The sequence below is a fragment of the Flavicella sp. genome (assembly GCF_029238425.1).
Lineage (GTDB): Bacteria > Bacteroidota > Bacteroidia > Flavobacteriales > Flavobacteriaceae > Flavicella.
Genome location: NZ_JAQWGB010000101.1, coordinates 1 through 17,768, shown reverse-complemented (window position 1 = coordinate 17,768; position 17,768 = coordinate 1). Strand labels below are relative to the sequence as shown.

Here is a 17,768-nt window from a genome sequence, read left to right as displayed (position 1 = left end):
ATTAAATAAAAATAATAAATTAAGTTGATTTTAAATGCTGATACATTAGTTAGTTTAGGTGATTAGGAATTGAAATTAATTTAGAATCATTTTTTATTTTTAATATTGTAGCTTATACCGTTTTACAGTCCTAACCAAGGCGCAATTTTTTATGAAATTAAACTCCAAATATTTTAAAAGAGTTTTTCAATTACTACTCTTTATTTTTGTTTTTATTGGGTTTTCCCAAAAATCGACCCTTGAGTATTCTCAGAATTTGACTATTTCTGACGGATTGGCTCATAACGGGGTGACTTCTATTTTGGAAGATTCCAAGGGGTATATGTGGTTCGGAACCTATGATGGTTTGAACCGTTATAATGGTTATGAGTTTGAACGTTTTAAAAACACCATTGAAAAAGAATACCTGGTAAGCAATAGAGTGCGTTGTGTTAGTGAAGATTTCAATGGGAATATTTGGATAGGTACAGATCAAGGAATTAGTCTTTTTGATTATGCCACTGAAAAATTTAGGGTAATCTATTCCAATAAACTGGTGAAAAATGGTGTCAATGGTCCTATTGTTAGGAGAATTATTTTTAGTAAGGATAAGAATTTTATTATTTGCGCAACCGAAGGAAATGGCGTTTTAGTCTTCAATAAAGATTATAGCCTTTACAATAGATATATTCCTATCAGGGAATTCTCTAACCGACATATTGAATTTTATGGTGGGAGTGAATTTGACAAAGCCAATTATTTATTTTCATCAAATATTGGATTGATATTGCTGAATATAGAAACAGGTGCCTTTAAGAAGGTGGCGCCAAAGGAAATAAGAAATAGTCTGGTGCACAAGGTGGTAAATGATAGTATTCTTGTTGCTGCCAATGGGGATGGTTTGCGCGTAATGAGCTATAAATCAACCAACGGATCAGTTTCTTTTAAGCTTGTAAAACGTCTTTTAAAGGAAAATGACATCGTTACCATTTCCGTAGATAAATTAGAGAATCTTTGGGTAGGGACTACCAGTGATGGAGTTATACATATCAATAATGTAAATACCCTAATTGATGGAGGTAAAGTAAAAGTCACAAAATTTAGTACAAAAAACAGATTGATTCGTGTGAGTGATACGTATGCTTCAGAAAATTTTGGATGCTGGGTTGCCACTTTCAATAGAGGTGTCTATAGATTTAATTTAAAGGAAAATTCTTTTAAAAAGTTCAATGAAGAAATGAACTATAAACACGGACTTTTTACTACCGAGGTGTTGCATATGACGGGGTATGATTCCATTCGCTTTTATGCAAGTGCTAACAAAGGTGGGGTAGGTTTGTTCAATACAGAAACTCATTCCTTTGAACCTTTGACTTTTGATTTTAAAGATAGAACTAAATTACGTGTGGCAAATATTTTTCTAGATTCTAGCGAGAATCTATGGATTAAATTTACTGGAGACATGGGCTTTATGTTTGTGAAAAATGGAACTCATAAACTTCAAAATATTGAAGTAGAGGGTTATGATTTTGCTAGATCATTTAAGCCTGTTTATTTGACAGAAGACAAGGATAAAAATATTTGGGCAGGTTGTGCAAATAACGTTTATAAATTAAATTTAAATGAAAGAGCTGAAGTAGAATCGGTTGAAGAAATCAATAAGAATCCTTTTTTTATTGATAATCATATCACTTTAGTGAGAAAAGTATATCAAGACCCAAAGTATGATTTTATGTGGGTGGGATCTGATTCTGGAGGCTTGTATCGTTTGGAAATGTCTGGAGGAAAATCTTTGGAAGACGCGCCTGTAACGCAATACAAAGTTGATAAATCTAAAAAGCATTCGATTTCAAGTAACTTTGTGACTTCGATTGTAAGGTTGCCCAATGATGAATTGTGGATTGGTACCGAAGGTGGTGGGATTTGTAAGGTGATTCATAGTGATACAGAACCAGAATTTTTACCTTTTACAGAAAAAGACGGACTTACTAATAATGTAGTAAAGAGTATTATTTATGACGAAGAATATAACCTATGGATTTCTACGAATATTGGATTGAATAAATTTGATACTAAGGATAATAGATTTACAAATTACAGAAAAGAAAATGGTCTTCCGTTTGAAGATTTTACCTACTCCTCAGTACGTTTACAAAAAGATAGATTTGTTTTTTCTGGTTTGAGTGGGATTTGTTATTTCAACCCAAATGAACTGCCAAGAAACGAGCAATTACCAAAACTAGAATTTGGAAAGTTTAAACTTTTTAACAGAATTATAGCCCCTGGAGATTCTATAGCCAATAGAGTGTTATTGGATAAAAGTTTGGATAAAGTCAAGGCGGTAAACCTAAATTTTGACGAGAATGTATTCTCTGTAGAATTGAATTCACTACATTATTCCATTCCAAATAATTACCAATTAAAATATAAATTATCACCTATCAATGAGGAGTGGATCGTGGTGGCTTCTGATCAAAGAATAATTCAATATAGTGGTTTGCAACCTGGAGATTATAAGCTTTCCGTAATGGCTTCTAATTCCATGGGAACCTGGTCTAAACCTAAGGAATTGGAGATTATAATTTCTCCACCATATTGGAAAACACCTTTGGCTTTTGTGGTATATTTCTTGCTGTTAACTTTGGCTGTATTTGCCATTGTGAAAATTGTTTTAAAAATTCAATCTTTAAATCATAAAGTAGAAATAGAACAATTAGAAGTGGACGCGGTGAAGGAAGTGAATGCTGCGAAACTTAGATTTTTCTCAAATATTTCTCACGAAATTAAAACACCATTGACTTTAATATCTGGTCCAGTTGATTTGCTTTTGAGTCAGTTTAAAAATAATATTGATATCAAAGAAAAATTGGGAATCATCCAAAGGCAATCCAAAAAAATGTTGCAATTGGTCGATCAGGTACATGATTTTCAACGTGCGGATGCCAATGAATTAAAAATGAATTACACGCATTTTTCTTTCAATACTTTTATTGATGAGTTGATTAGCGATTTTGCATTTAAAGCTAAAATTGAAAAGAAAAAATTAATCTCAGAAAATGAAGGTCAAAATATTTATGTTTCTGCAGATCGTAATAAGTTAGAAAAGGTTTTTAATAATTTACTAAATAATGCTTTTAAGTATACAAAGGCAGAGGATACGATTTCTGTAAACTATAAAATCGAGGATAAGGATTTAATTATCTCCGTTATAGATACCGGTAAAGGAATTGATGAGGAAGATTTAGGTCATATTTTTGAGCGTTTTTATCAATCTCAGAAAAAACATAGTTTTTATACAGGAGGGTCAGGAATCGGATTGGCCTTTTCTAAGCGTCTTGTAGAAATGCATTATGGTTATATTGGAGCAGAAAGTGTTTTTGGGAAAGGAACAACCATCAATGTTCAGTTACCGATAGTAAAAGCTTTGCCATCTGAGGATGAGATTCAAAGAGAAGAGGTAATTCTTATTGCAGAGAAAGAGCATGAATCCAACGTGCAATTGATCAACAATGAAAATATTTCTAATATCAAATTGGATAGAGAAATTTCTGAAGCTGTTATTTTTTATGCAGAGGATAACTTAGAGATGCGAATGTTTGTCTCAGAAAATTTATCTAAATTTTTTACGGTAAAAATATTTAGCAACGGTCAAGAGTTGTTTGATGCCCTGGAAGAAGAGTGGCCAGATATTATTATTACAGATCTTTTGATGCCAGAAATGAATGGTTTGGAGTTGTGTAAAAATGTAAAGTCTGACGTAAAAACAAGTCATATTCCACTGATATTATTAACTGCTTGTACTACAGGGGATGATCGTATTCAGGGGATTAGGGATGGTGCGGATGCCTATATTAAAAAACCTTTTAATATGGAACACTTGCTTACTAGAACAGAGTCTTTATTGCAAAACCGAAAAACATTAAGAGAGCGTTTTGAGATTGGAATTCCGCTTACCAAAGAAAACAATAGCAACAATAGAAATGACAATGCATTTTTAGAAAAATTATATAATTTGATGGCAGAAAATCTTGACAATCAAGAATTAGATTTGAATCTGTTCGCAAAAGAATTATACTTGAATAGAACTCATTTTTATCAAAAAGTGAAGGCCTTGACAAATCAAACTCCTTTTGAATTGTTAAAAGAATATCGTTTGAAAAAAGCAGGTGAGTTTTTAATTCAGAAAAAACTTTCTGTGAACGAGGTATATGTGATGACTGGTTTTAAAAGTAGGACCCATTTTGCCAAGCTTTTTAAAGAGAAATTTAATATTACCCCTGGGAAATATGCTGCTGAAATGAAAAAGAAATTTGATGAGGGCGGAACGCAAAATAATGCTTAGGTAAAGTTAATGTACTGATAAAGACACCAAATAAATTCTTAAAAACAAGATGTTGCTTGAAATGTGTTTACTTTACAGATAGATACCCTTTTGGAGTATTCCAAATCAAATTAATAAAACCAAAAATGAAAAAAACCAAAAGCCTTCTTTTGTTAAGCTATGTCTTGTTATTGACCTGTGTTTTTCAGAGTTGCAATGAAAAAAAAGAAACAGTAAAAGCATCGAATAAAAGTCAGCCAAATATTATTTTATTTGTTGCGGATGATCACGGAACCGATGCCTTAGGATGTTACGGGAATCCAATAATAAAAACACCCAATCTAGATAAGTTAGCCAAGGAAGGTGTTCGTTTTAACAATGCCTATTGCACCAGTGCCAGTTGTGCCGCCAGCAGATCCGTTATTCTAACAGGGCAATTCGGACATGCAACAGGTTCGTACGGACATGTACATGATTATCATCATTTCAGTACTTATGATCATGTGAAGTCTTTACCCGTTTTGCTTGCAGAAGGTGGTTATGCCACGGCGAGAATTGGAAAATATCATGTAGCTCCAGAAAAAGTTTATCATTTTGAAACGGTTTTAAATGCTGATCCTAGAAATACAGTAGAAATGGCAGAGCAATGTGGTGATGTGTTGAATTCTGAGAAACCATTTTTCTTATATTTTTGTACGGATGATCCACATAGGGGAGCGCCTTTTATGCCTGAAGTTTGGAGTGATCCAAACACTTTTGGAAATAAAAAAGAAGGGTACAAGGGTGTTGAAACAGTTGTGTACAATCCAAAGGATGTTTTGGTTCCAGATTTTTTACCTGATACCAAGCAAAGTAGAGAAGAAATCGCTCAATATTACCAAAGTGTATCACGTATAGATCAAGGTTTTGGGAAGTTGATGAAAATGTTAAAGGAAACCGGTAAAGCCGATAATACGATAGTGTTTTATATTTCGGATAATGGAATGGCATTTCCAGGGGCTAAAACTACAGTATACGAACCGGGAATTAAATTGCCTTGTATCGTAAAAGATCCAACAACTTCGAAAAAAGGAATCGCCAATGATGCTATGATTTCTTGGGCAGATTTAACTCCCACAATTTTAGAAATGGCAAAGGTAGATGTAGGGGAAAATAACTTTCATGGACGCTCATTTAAAAATGTATTGGACACGGAAAAACCATCTGGATGGAACGAAGTATATGCATCCCATAATTTTCATGAGATCACCATGTACTACCCGATGAGAGTGGTAAGAGATGGTAACTTTAAGCTGATTTGGAATATAGCCTGGCGTTTGGATTATCCATTTGCATCTGATTTATGGGCAGCATCTACTTGGCAAGGGATTTATCGTGAGCATGGAGAAATGTTTGGAGAGAAAAAAGTAAAAGATTATTTGTTTAGACCCGAGTTTGAATTATTTGATTTAGAGGCAGATCCTAATGAGTTGAATAATTTAGCATCTCATAAAAAACATAAGGCTACTTTGGAAAGGTTGCAAAAGAAACTGAGAGCATTCCAGTTGGAAACAAAAGATCCGTGGTTGATTATGTGGGGTCATGACAATTCATTACAAGGAACAGGAGTAGATTTGTAGTACAAATTGAAACAGATCTATTACTTTATTATTGAAGTAATATCATATTAAATACTTAATAAAAAACCTGAATCATTATCCTAGATAATTGATTCAGGTTTTTTATTTGCATCCATTGTTAGAAATTATTTGTGATCAATAATAATTTTTCAAGAACTACAATACATATACGGACACATACATTTTTATTTTTGATTTCTATTTATTTTGAAGAGCTCATGAGAGTGAACTTAAATCTTCTTAAATTTAAATAATGGGAAAAAGTAAAATCTTAAGGTTAAAAATGTTTTGTGTTGCCTTCGTCTTTTTAGGCTTATGTCAAAATGCAATTGCCAGAAAAGGAAAGTCGTATGAAAATTTTTCAACCGAAATAACAAATATTAGAAATGTAGCATCTGCTCAAATAAATGGGAAGCAGTTTATATATATATCTTCCTTAAGTGATGCTGTTGGTTGTTATACTTTAGAAGGAAAAAAAGTATGGGAAAACAAACTGGAGGTTCCAGGAGTTTTGTTTGAAATTCTAGCAAAAGATATTACCAATGATGGAAATGATGAGCTATTAGTAGCTAGTGGTAATGGTAGCATTTTTTGTTACAAAAGCAATGGAGATTTACTTTGGGAATTTACACCGGATCACAAGGTTCGTTTTTCAGAAATAGCCGTTGTAAAAAACGAAAAGAAAGTGCAAGTCTTTGCCGGAGGAAATGATTATAAATTATATGAAATTGATACTAAGGGAAAACTTGTAGGAACTACTGATATCAAAGGAACTGTGCGAAAAATTGAATCCGGGAATTTTGTAGATAAAAACACAGAGTCTCTTTTTGTGATGTCGTATACGCATGATAAATTTCGTTGGGAATTTATGGGGATTTTAGACGCTACAACCAAAGAAGTTGTAAAAGAATTGAGTTATAAAAAATCATCGGTAAAGGAATTATCTAAAATGATGGTTACAGAAATTGTAATTGCCGATTTGAATAAAGATGGTTTATCGGATATTACATTTTTTGGAGATTTAAGTTGGATTCCAGTAGTAATTGGTTTGGATGGCAATTTTCAAGAAATCACTCGATTCAAAGGAACGAGAAAAGAATTGCAACGCTATGCGAATGCCAAAGGAACAGTTCTTGCTCCTGTGAGAGATGAAATCATGTTTCAATATGGGGGTTTCTTGTATAAATTAGATTTAACTGGGAAACTACTTCAAAAAACAGGTACTCGATATGCTAAATCAGGAGAGTTAGTTTTTAGTGATTTTGTTGTAGATACTGAATCGAAACAATTGATTGGTGCTGGTGAAGTGGACGGAGGAAACACGGTTTGTTTTTACAATTTAAATAAGAATAACTGGAATGTGGCTACCAAACCAAAATCAATTGGAACCATGGAGGAAGTAGCCAATAATATTAATGAACTATATGCCCAATTACTAAAGTTTAAAATGCCATCGTATCAAACACCTTCGGACAAGGAATGGGTGATGATTACCGGTAAAAAAGTAGACGCTAAGGTAAATAATCTTAAAGGGAACAATATAAAATATGTGATCCAAAGATCTCCAAAAGAAAGTACGGATAGATCTCATTTAGTTGCTATTATGGGAGATGTTGCGCTAAAGAAGGATAAAAGAGGTAAGTACAAAGATTCTAGGGCTTCTATCGTCAATAAGGCGAGAGCATATGAGATGGAAGGACAAGCATTTACCTTATGGGCAGGTCATGGAAATGATCCTTTTTATATTCAAATTGAGACTTTAGAAGAGATTTTAAAAGTAGCTCCAAACACTTGTTTAGGCTTTGTATATGCAGAGATGGATAATGTAGATGATCCAAGAGTACAGCATTTTGTGAGAGAATATGTACCAAGATTGGCAAAGGCAATTCGTGTCAATAATAATGCGAAATTATATTTTAGATATAAAAATACTTTCTGGTCTTTGACAAATAAACTGCCCTTGTGGCAAGAGTTATTCTTCTCTAATAAATACAATGATATACTAGTTCCGGCTTCTGAGGATACCAGTTCAAGAACCCAAGATATCAATTTAGCAGGACGTGTAGGAATGTTATCTGCGGGTTATATTGACGACTTTGCAATGAGATTGATTGATGATAACCCAACTAGTTGGAGACCTTTAACTCCTGGAGGACAACGTTCAATTTCTCCTTATTTAAGACAAGGGGTTATGATGGCTGCTTATGGAGCAAGATATGGTGTAGTGGCAGATAATAGTTTTACTGAAGAACCTGGCTTAAATGTTTTATTTGGTCTGATGAAATCGGGTGTTTTACCCATAGTAGAAAAAGAAAATATTTTGTCTATCGGTTCATGGCATTTGATTGAAAATGTAGATACTCATTTGGTACATTCTATAGACAACCATCATTCTTTAAAACAATATAAAAAATCAGATGATAAAGCGGTGTTTTCGGTGGCTCAAATGCATTGGGCTGGAACGAATATTCCAGAGTCTGATTATTCTCAAATAGCCTTGGGAGTTCAATATAGATGGTTGAATTACATCCCTGAATTACCTAATGGAATGGTACCTGTAGCTCCTATAGAAATGGAGGAACAATTGAAAGCAAAAGGAATTCCTTATACCGTTAGTGATGGGGTTAAAGGGAAATTAAACAATGAGTTTGTGTCTGCAGGGGATTTTACTCCTTATTTTAAAAATACCGTAGCAGAGGGAGCGGCACAATTACCAATTCTTGTAAAAGGTGCTGCGTGGAGTGCTATTAGAATTGATAAAAACCATGTGAGGGTCATTTTGATGGATCAAGGATATATAGAACCTCGTAAAAGAAATGCTATTATTTCGTTCCAAGGAGAGCAACCAAAAACAGCTGTTGATATCCTTTCGAATGAAAAAATTAAAGTCAAAAACAACATTGAACTGACAGTTCCTGCAGGTTCTTTAAGATTTATTGATTTTAGTTATTAGTTGTTTTAAAATTTATCGAAAGCGTTCTAAATTATGTAGAGCGCTTTTTTTTGGGGGGTGAATCAACTACACGGTGTTCAAAATACCACTATGAAATAATTTGAAACGTTTCCTCGTATAAATATCTTAATTTCACTTTTTGAATTTTCAAGGTAAAATTATATAGAAATGAATAGAGTAATTATAGCCCTAGTATGTTTGTTATCAACAGCATTATTGCAAGCACAAATAAAGGTATTGATTGTTGATGGACAGAATAACCATGGGGTTTGGCCAATGTCGACGATTATGATGAAGCAATATCTAGAAGAAACAGGTTTGTTTAAAGTAGATATTGAAAGAAGTAATTTTATGTGGAAATCCGAAGGAAAAAAAGACTATTTGCCTTTAGCTGGAATTGGAGAAAGAACAAGCTCTAAAAACCCAAAAACGGATCCAGATTTTGCGCCTAAATTTAAAAAGTATGATGTTGTGGTTTCTAACTTTGGATGGAAAGCAGCAGATTGGCCTGAGAAAACCCAGAAAGCATTTGAAAAATACATGAAAAAAGGAGGTGGATTTGTCTCCGTGCATGCCGCTGATAATTCTTTTCCAAAATGGACAGCTTACAATCAAATGATTGGTTTAGGTGGTTGGGGAAATAGAAATCAAAAAGATGGTCCTTATGTATATTACACAAATGATGGAGAGTTGGTACGTGATGATTCTCCTGGAGGATCTGGAGCTCATGGACCAAAGAATGAATTTCCGGTTACGATAAGAGCAGAACATCCCATTACAAAAGGAATGCCTAAAGTTTGGCTGACAACAAAGGATGAATGTTATGCTAAGTTAAGAGGTCCAGCGGAAAATATGACTATTTTAGCCACAGGAAAAGATGCTTCTGGAAAAGCACCAACCGATAGACATGAACCTGTTTTAATGGTGCTTGATTATGGAAAAGGAAAAATTTTTCATACCACTTTAGGACATGATGCATTGTCATTTGAGAGCGTAGGTTTTCAGGTTTCTTTTTTACGTGGGGTAGAGTGGGCGGCTACGGGAAAAGTAACTCAAAAGATTCCAGCTGACTTTCCAAGTGAGTCAAAATCTTCTCGACGCCCTTTTGAGTTGAAAAAATAAAACATTAAAAAAACACTATATATCCGGTAAGGTCTTATTGATCTTACCGGATTTTTTTGTGTCTTATAGTAATTTAGATTTACTGTTAAGCACATATTAAAAACTATTGGAGACAGCCTTTTTATTAGTTTGGTAGTTATTTGTCATTGAACCCAACCTAAATGACAAATACTGAAATGAAAATAAAATGTATCTTAGGAGTAGTACTTCTTGTTTTTGGATTAATGAATGTGTCGGCGCAACAGAAAAAAGCGCTATCAAATACGGAAGCTCTTTATGATTTTGAAGAGAATGGAAAAGGATGGAATACAGACCATTCTGATAATTTCTCTCCAACCGATGAAAAATCAGCATCCGGTTCTTATAGTATGAAATTCAGTAATTATTCTGAATATAAAAAATCAGCCTACTATAGTATCAACACGGGACATACTATCATGAAAGTAAGAACTGCTGTGAAAGATTCACAAAAATATTTGGTCGCTGCTTCTTATGACGGAATTGTAATGGGGGTATCATATGGTGGAAATATCTTATGGAAAAATAACCTCTCGGGTTATATGATTCATGATATATGGTGTGATGATATTGATGCAGATGGAAAAGATGAAGTGCTTGTTGCCAATGCCGATGGAACGGCTTATTGTTTGGATGGTGTAACTGGAGAAACAAAATGGGAATACAAGAGAAATGATACTCCAATGTACTCTGTATGTACGGTTACAAGCAACGGGTCAACTTATATAGTATGCGGTGGAATGGACTTGAGTATATCTTATTTGTCGAATACCGGTGCTATGTTGAAAAATATTCATTCTTCAACGTATAGTGAAGAGAAACCATGGGGAGGAGTGGATGCCAAGTATAAATTCCTTCATTATGCAAACTTTTTACGTCCCATTAAAAAACAAGATGGAAATGAAGTTTTGGCGGTACATGGAAGCAATAACCATATGCAAGGTAAAGGAAGTATTTATTTGTTCAATGCTTTTGAGGATACTCCTTATAAAATCATCAAATTATCAGCCAATACAGTTTTAGGAGATTTAAAGGTCAGTGATTTAGATAAAGATGGATCTGAAGAAATAGTAATGGGTACCTCTGCTCATTATAAAAGTGCAGAGATTGTTAGAGTTGATATTGATGCAACCGCGGATGATTTAGTGAGGTATACTCATACAGGTATGGGGTTTGGGTATTTTGTAACTCAAACAGAAATGATTCAGGAAGATAATGTGGGTAAATATGTATCTATTTCCGGAAATCATATGTTTTTATTAGATACTGCTCTGGATGGTTCCGGGAAAGAGGAGTTAGAATGTTTTTACGCTTTTAATGATTTATGGAAAGATGGCGATAAGTTGATATTGGCAAGTGTACAAAGTGGAGGAAGCTGTATTCATGTTTTAAATACAGAAATTTCTGGATGGAAAACGGCCTATGAAAATATTTCTCCAGAAGGAAAAATTCAAGATATCATTGATAATACAGCATCCGCTAGAACAAATTTAGCTAGTTATTCAAGACCAGATTATGAAAGAGAACCCGTTCCGGTTTATATGATGACGGAAAGTATCGAGTCAGGAGTAGCAAAGCAGGTAGCCGATAACATCAAGGCAAATTATAACAGTCCAATTTTCTTAGGAGGAGATCATACAAACAAAGCTGAGGATTGGGACAGATCTGGAATGGAGAATGAAAAATATAAGAATAAAATAGATGGAAGACGTCAGTATACCTATACACAAGAGCAATGTTTAGGTTTAATTACTCCATGGTATGATGGAGAAGAAGGAGTTGCCTATTGGGGAGGTCATGGAAATGACCCATATATGTTTCAGTTGGAAACAACCAAAAAAGTAATCGATCATGCAGCCGGTAAAAAAACAGTTTTAATTTACCCTGAATTAGAAGATGAATCAGAAGATTTTGCATGGGTAATTGAAGATTTGTTTTATCCATTGGCAGAATACTCGAAATCTAAAAACACAAATATTTTTGTAAGAACAAAGCATAATTTTTGGCAAGGAAATATTTACATGCCCATGTGGGAAAAAGCCCTTGATGGTGATTATGCAGAGATATTTGTCCCTTCGATGGAGGAGACAACCGACAAAGCAATGGACATAAGTATTGCAGGTAGGTCAGGAGTTTGGGCCAGTGGAGCTGTGGATAGTTGGGGAACACGTTCTGTACCAGACAACCCTAGTTTTGATAGGTCACGACAACATTCACATCAACGTTTTCCAAATCACTTTTTACGTCATATGATGTACCACATGGCTAGTGGAGCTCAGTACATCAATAATTTTCCTGTATATCCTGAATACATGAGTTTTTTATGGGAGTTGGTTGCAAAAGGCGCTTTGTATGTGCCAAAAAGAAATGAAATATTAAGTTATTCTCCTGTCCATGTCAGTATGCAGAATCCTGACACTCATTATATAGAAGAGGGGAGTAGTTTGAAATGGTCTATTTTTTATGATAAAGAATTTGAAGAAAACAATCCATTTGTATTCAGTAGACAAAATTCAACTTGGATGGCAGCCAAAGTGAATCCATGGGATTTCTCTAATTATGCCGGAAATGTAAAGGATAGGAGGCAAAACTATTTGCCAAATTATCCAAACGGGTTGGTTTTGATTACGCCTCCCCAGGAAGGAGTTTTCTCTAATCAAACTGCAACGAGAGGGAAATTAAAAGATAATTTACATCCGATATATGAGAATATGATGACGGAATATATAACTGACGGAAGACATTATTATTCTTCTGATGGCACACAAACATATGCCGCGGATACTTATTATACTACGGTAAAAGCAGAAATTGAATCTAAATCAAGTCTGTTGCCAATTACGGTAGAAGGAGATGTAGCTTGGGTTGTTGCACAAACATCACCAACACATTTGAGATTGACAATTATTGACGGAGGTTATTTGAATCCAAATGACCGAATCGCTAAAGTTACTTTTAATACGATAAACCCAACTAAAGTAACAGATATACTAGACGGAAAATCTTTTGATGCGAATGCAACTACCATTGAAGTTGATATTCCATGTGGAACTTTTCGTTTTATTGATGTAGAGCTTCCAAGTGCTCTATAAATGGAAAGGTAAACTGTGAGTAAATGAAATTACAATTAAAACAATCTAAAAGTTTTTTTAGTGAAAAACTTTTATCCTATCAATATGATCAACCGTGCTTAGATGCTTCTTGGCATTATCATAAAGAGTACGAATTATTGTATGTTTCAAAGGGAAGTGGAATTCGTTTTGTTGGAGATAGTGTTCAAGAGTTTAATGAAGGTGAGCTAGTTTTGGTAGGTGCGTATTTGCCACATTTGTGGAGGAATGATTTATCGTCAAAAATAGATGCTGATTCCAATGTGAAAATAGTAGTAATTAAATTTTTGAAGGATTTTATTGGAAAAGGAGTGTTTGAAAATCCAGAATTTTATGTTGTAAAGGATATGCTGAAATCGGCAGATTTAGGAGTGTTGTTTTCTAAAGAAACTTCTCAGGAATTTAAAGATAGGTTGTTGGGATTTGATAATTTGAATGCGCCAGAAAAATCAATTGAGCTGCTTTCTTTGTTGCATGAATTATCTCAAGAAAAAATTGAAAAGCAAATTTCTACTTTGGATATGAGACAATACTCTTCAGAAAATGGATCTAAGTTAGATGAAGTAATGAAGTTTATATCTATCAATTATGCATCGAGTATTTCATTAAAAGATGTGGCAGAAATAGCCTGTATGACAGAGAATTCTTTTTGCAGGTATTTTAAAAATTTGACGAATAAATCTTTTGTGAAATTTTTGAATGAGGTGCGTATTAGAAATGCAGCAAAACTTTTGGTATCTACAAATAAATCTATTTCAGAAATTGCTATGGAGGTTGGTTTTCCATCCATTACTAATTTTAACAAACAGTTTAAAATAGTTCAAAGTGAAACACCGAAAATATATAGAGAAAGAATTGCCTACGAGAAAAAATTGTAGGTTTATAGAAATAAGAACTCGTAAATTATCAAAATGAATTTAAGTCCCAAAAAAACGATACTGTGTTTACTATTAGCAATCACCTCCATCTTTGCATACGCTCAATCAAAAAAAACGAATGTAATTTACATATTGGCGGATGATTTGGGGATTGGTGATTTAGGTATTTATGGTCAAAAATTATTGAAAACACCTAATATTGATAAATTAGGATATGAAGGAATAAAATTCACAGATCATTATTCTGGGAATGCAGTGTGCAGTCCGTCTAGAGCGGTGCTAATGTCAGGTCAGCATCCAGGACATAACCATATTATTGGAAATTCACCTCAAGAAATACCTTTGAAATCTGAAATGACTGTATTACCTGAGTTGTTTAAAAAACAAGGATACGCAACCGGGGCTTTTGGAAAATGGGGATTAGGATATACTTATTTAGATACCGAAGCAAGCCCGTTACACAATGGTTTTGATGAGTTTTATGGGTGGAAAACACAGTATGCGGCACATACTTATTATCCAACCAGTATGGTCCATAATGGAGAAAAAATTAAAATGAAACCTGGTACTTATGTTCATGATGAAATCATGAAAAATGCTTTTGATTTTATTGAAAAAAATGCAAGTGAAAACAAGCCTTTTTTCTGTTATATTCCTACGGCAATACCCCATGCAGCGATGCATGCGCCAAAAGATTTACATGATAAATGGAGAAAAAAACTACCTCAATTTGAAGATGTCATTGGTACGTATAGTGCCAAAGACGAACCATGTCCAGATGTTGTGAATCCAGTAGCTGCCTTTGCCGCTATGGTTGAACATTTAGACAATCAGGTTGGAGAAATTATCGACTTGTTAAAGGAAAACGGACAATTAGAAAATACATTGATCATATTTACCAGTGATAATGGGGCTCATAATGTGGGTGGTCATGATCCTGAGTTTTGGAACTCTACAGGAGTTTTTAGAGGGATGAAAAGAGATATGTATGAAGGAGGAATTAGAACACCAATGTTGGCCTATTGGCCGGGGGTGATACAACCTGGATCTGAAACAAATCATCCAAGTGCTTTTTGGGATGTGATGGCTACCGCTGCCGATATTTTGAATGTGGAAACTCCTGAGCAATGTGATGGTATTTCATTTTTGCCAACTCTTAGAGGAAAGATTAAGGATCAAAAGGAACATGAATACCTTTTTTGGAGAATTGAATCTTATAAAATTTACCATCAAGCCATAAGAATTGGAAAATGGAAAGGTGTTTTAAATTGGTATAAGAAAACAAAGAAATCACCTGAAAGAAAAATGCCTTTGGAGTTGTATGATTTGTCAAAAGATATTTCTGAAGAAAATAATATTGCCGATAAAAATCCAAAGATGGTAAAACGTATGATGAAGATAATTACGGAAATGTGATTTTTGTTTTTTTGTACTCGCAGTAACAAGTAATGAACCTTTACCTACATTTCAGAGTTTAAGAATGGGTTAATTTGTTTTCAATCGGAGGTAGAATTGATGTATTTTGATTCAGTAAAAGCCTTTAGTTTTATATTATAAATATTTTAGGAAAATGAGACTTAAATTTTTAGTACCCATAATTTTTATCCTTTGTTTAGCGTTTACAGCTGAAGCCAAAGAGATCATACATATAAATAATGCCGAGGGTGATATGACCCAAATATTGAGAGATAAATTGAATGCTATTCAAGACAAGGAAGTGAAAATTATCTTTGAAAAAGGCACCTATCTTTTTATGCCTACCTATGCGATGGATAAATATTGTTTTATTACCAATCATGGGAATGGATTGAAAAAAATTATTTTTCGTTTTGAAAATTTCACCTCTGTTGAAATAGAAGGAAATGGAGCTAAATTTATTTTTCATGGTCAAGAAGCTCCTTTTCAGTTTGAAAAATGTAAAAATGTCTCTGTAAAAAACATCACGATAGATTGGGACGTGCCATTTTCTTTTCAAGGAGATGTTTTGAAAGTCAATAAACAAGAAAATTGGATTGATATCAAACCTTATACAAAAGGGTTTTCTTGGAAGTTAGCGAAAGGGAGAATTATGTTTCCAAATATTGATGGTTTTCATTTTGATGAATTAGGGAGTACTTTAGAATTTGATAAGAAAAGCAAAGCAGTAGGACATGGGGCTTGGGATTTTGGGAGCAGACCTCGTTGGGTAGAAAAAAGACCCAATGGAGTATTAAGAATTCATGAAGAAAGAAAACAATATCCAAAAGTTGGAACTATTTTACATTCTAAAGGAGGACATGGTCAAAATAGATATGCGCCAGCCTTTCAAGTAACAACTTCTTCAAATATATTATTTGATCAAATTACCATCCATCATGCTTTGGGAATGGGGTTTTTATTTGAGAGAACTGATGGGATTTCAATTTTAAATTCAAATATAGTACTTCCTGAAAATTCAGATAGAGTCGTTTCTACCATAGCGGATGCAACGCATTTTGCAAATTGTAAAGGGGCTATTTTAATAGAAAACTGTCGTTTTGAAAATATGTTAGATGATGGTACTAATGTACATGGAACCTATGTTAGCGTAGATAAAATAATCAATTCAAAAACTGTAAGAGTAAAATTGCAGCATTTTGAACAAATGGGATTTGAATTTACCGAAGCTAATGATGAGGTTTGGTTTATTCAAAATCCAGACCCTTCGCGTGGACCTTTAAATACAGTTGCAAAAGTTACTTATGTGAATGATAGGTATTCTGATATAACTTTTAAAAATGCGATTCCGAATAATTTGGCAGTTGGTGATATCCTTGAAAATAAAACGTGGAATCCAGAATTTACTATGAGGGGGTGTACAATAAGAAATCATAGAGCTAGAAATATTATTTTTAAAACCCCCTTAAAAGTTGTGATAGAAGATAATGATTTATCATCAATGATGTCTTCAATTCTATTAAGAGGGGAATCTTATTTCTGGTATGAATCTGGAGCAGTGGGTGATGTATTGATTCAGAATAACAGATTTAAATATTGCGCCTATAGTGGATCTGAGCATGCAGTATTAAGAGTTACCCCTAGGTTAGGTGCATCTTTTGATCAAAGTATAACCTATGATAAAAACATTAGGTTTGTAAACAATACCATTGAAAACTTTGATAAGAGAGTAGTTTGGGCAGACAGAGCAGAAGGATTGTTGATTGAAGGAAATACAATAACTAAAACAAATGATGCTGAGTCTTTATATCCAAATGCTCCTGTGTTTGAATTTGAAAATTGTAAGGATGTCAAGTTGTATAAAAACAAGTACATCGGTAAAGTTAAAAACACGATAATGGTAAAAACAGATGCTGTGTCCGAAGAAAATATTGTTGTAAAAAGAAACAAAGGTTTTAAATAGAATTGCAAATAAATAAGATTAGTAAGTTAATTAGTTTGTTAGATTAGAAGAAGGCCTCACCATTATGGTGAGGTTTTTTGTTTCCAGTAGACTGAGAACTACATTTTGTGTATAAATGGTAGTAAATTCAGGCTTTATGGTTTAGTATTCTTTTTTTACTGCGAAGGACATGTCTTTTTTATATGGGGATTATATTTAGAATATTCAATCCTACCCCATATGATTAAAACTAAAAAACATCAATTGAATCACTTTTTTTCAGAAAGTAGTTTTTCTAAAATCAGTTTAAACAAAATAGGAGCCACTTAGCTCTTCAATTGTTTATAAGATTATAAGTACCAACCAACAAACTTAAAAACCAAATAATGATTAAACTAATTAAACCAAGT

The 17,768-nt window shown here is 33.7% G+C and carries 8 protein-coding genes; all 8 read left to right on the top strand.

Annotation, left to right across the window (positions count from 1 at the left end):
- Positions 1-151: 151 nt before the first annotated feature.
- The 8 genes from P8H68_RS07370 (at position 152) to P8H68_RS07335 (ending at position 17,379) form a co-directional block, all read left to right on the top strand.
- Positions 152-4,321 carry a hybrid sensor histidine kinase/response regulator transcription factor gene (locus P8H68_RS07370; RefSeq protein ID WP_300322969.1) on the top strand — a complete coding sequence of 1,390 codons (4,170 nt, stop codon included), beginning with the start codon at positions 152-154 and terminating at the stop codon, positions 4,319-4,321.
- Positions 4,322-4,446: 125 nt separating this feature from the next.
- Positions 4,447-5,919 (top strand): sulfatase, encoded by a 1,473-nt coding sequence (locus P8H68_RS07365; protein ID WP_300322967.1) that lies wholly within the window; start codon positions 4,447-4,449, stop codon positions 5,917-5,919.
- 253 nt (positions 5,920-6,172) lie between these two features.
- On the top strand, positions 6,173-8,872 hold the full coding sequence (locus tag P8H68_RS07360; RefSeq protein WP_300322965.1) for a hypothetical protein: 2,700 nt from the start codon (positions 6,173-6,175) through the stop codon (positions 8,870-8,872).
- A gap of 168 nt (positions 8,873-9,040) precedes the next feature.
- Positions 9,041-9,994: a ThuA domain-containing protein gene (locus P8H68_RS07355; protein WP_300322963.1), complete on the top strand. Its 954-nt coding sequence runs from the start codon at positions 9,041-9,043 to the stop codon at positions 9,992-9,994.
- Between the two features lie 161 nt (positions 9,995-10,155).
- On the top strand, positions 10,156-13,104 hold the full coding sequence (locus P8H68_RS07350; protein ID WP_300322961.1) for a hypothetical protein: 2,949 nt from the start codon (positions 10,156-10,158) through the stop codon (positions 13,102-13,104).
- A gap of 23 nt (positions 13,105-13,127) precedes the next feature.
- On the top strand, positions 13,128-14,000 hold the full coding sequence (locus tag P8H68_RS07345) for an AraC family transcriptional regulator (protein WP_300322959.1): 873 nt from the start codon (positions 13,128-13,130) through the stop codon (positions 13,998-14,000).
- 33 nt (positions 14,001-14,033) lie between these two features.
- Entirely contained in the window at positions 14,034-15,416 is a 1,383-nt protein-coding gene (locus P8H68_RS07340) for an arylsulfatase (protein WP_300322957.1), read from the top strand.
- A gap of 154 nt (positions 15,417-15,570) precedes the next feature.
- The gene (locus P8H68_RS07335; RefSeq protein WP_300322956.1) at positions 15,571-17,379 is read left to right on the top strand and encodes a right-handed parallel beta-helix repeat-containing protein; all 1,809 of its coding nucleotides are present in this window, start codon (positions 15,571-15,573) and stop codon (positions 17,377-17,379) included.
- The last annotated feature ends 389 nt before the right edge of the window (positions 17,380-17,768 follow it).

Bases quoted from the DNA above. Each gene is read 5' to 3' on its own strand.
- P8H68_RS07370 (WP_300322969.1), top strand. From the start codon at position 152: ATGAAATTAAACTCCAAATATTTTAAAAGAGTTTTTCAATTACTACTC.
- P8H68_RS07360 (WP_300322965.1), top strand. From the start codon at position 6,173: ATGGGAAAAAGTAAAATCTTAAGGTTAAAAATGTTTTGTGTTGCCTTC.
- P8H68_RS07335 (WP_300322956.1), top strand. From the start codon at position 15,571: ATGAGACTTAAATTTTTAGTACCCATAATTTTTATCCTTTGTTTAGCG.
- P8H68_RS07355 (WP_300322963.1), top strand. From the start codon at position 9,041: ATGAATAGAGTAATTATAGCCCTAGTATGTTTGTTATCAACAGCATTA.
- P8H68_RS07340 (WP_300322957.1), top strand. From the start codon at position 14,034: ATGAATTTAAGTCCCAAAAAAACGATACTGTGTTTACTATTAGCAATC.
- P8H68_RS07365 (WP_300322967.1), top strand. From the start codon at position 4,447: ATGAAAAAAACCAAAAGCCTTCTTTTGTTAAGCTATGTCTTGTTATTG.
- P8H68_RS07350 (WP_300322961.1), top strand. From the start codon at position 10,156: ATGACAAATACTGAAATGAAAATAAAATGTATCTTAGGAGTAGTACTT.
- P8H68_RS07345 (WP_300322959.1), top strand. From the start codon at position 13,128: ATGAAATTACAATTAAAACAATCTAAAAGTTTTTTTAGTGAAAAACTT.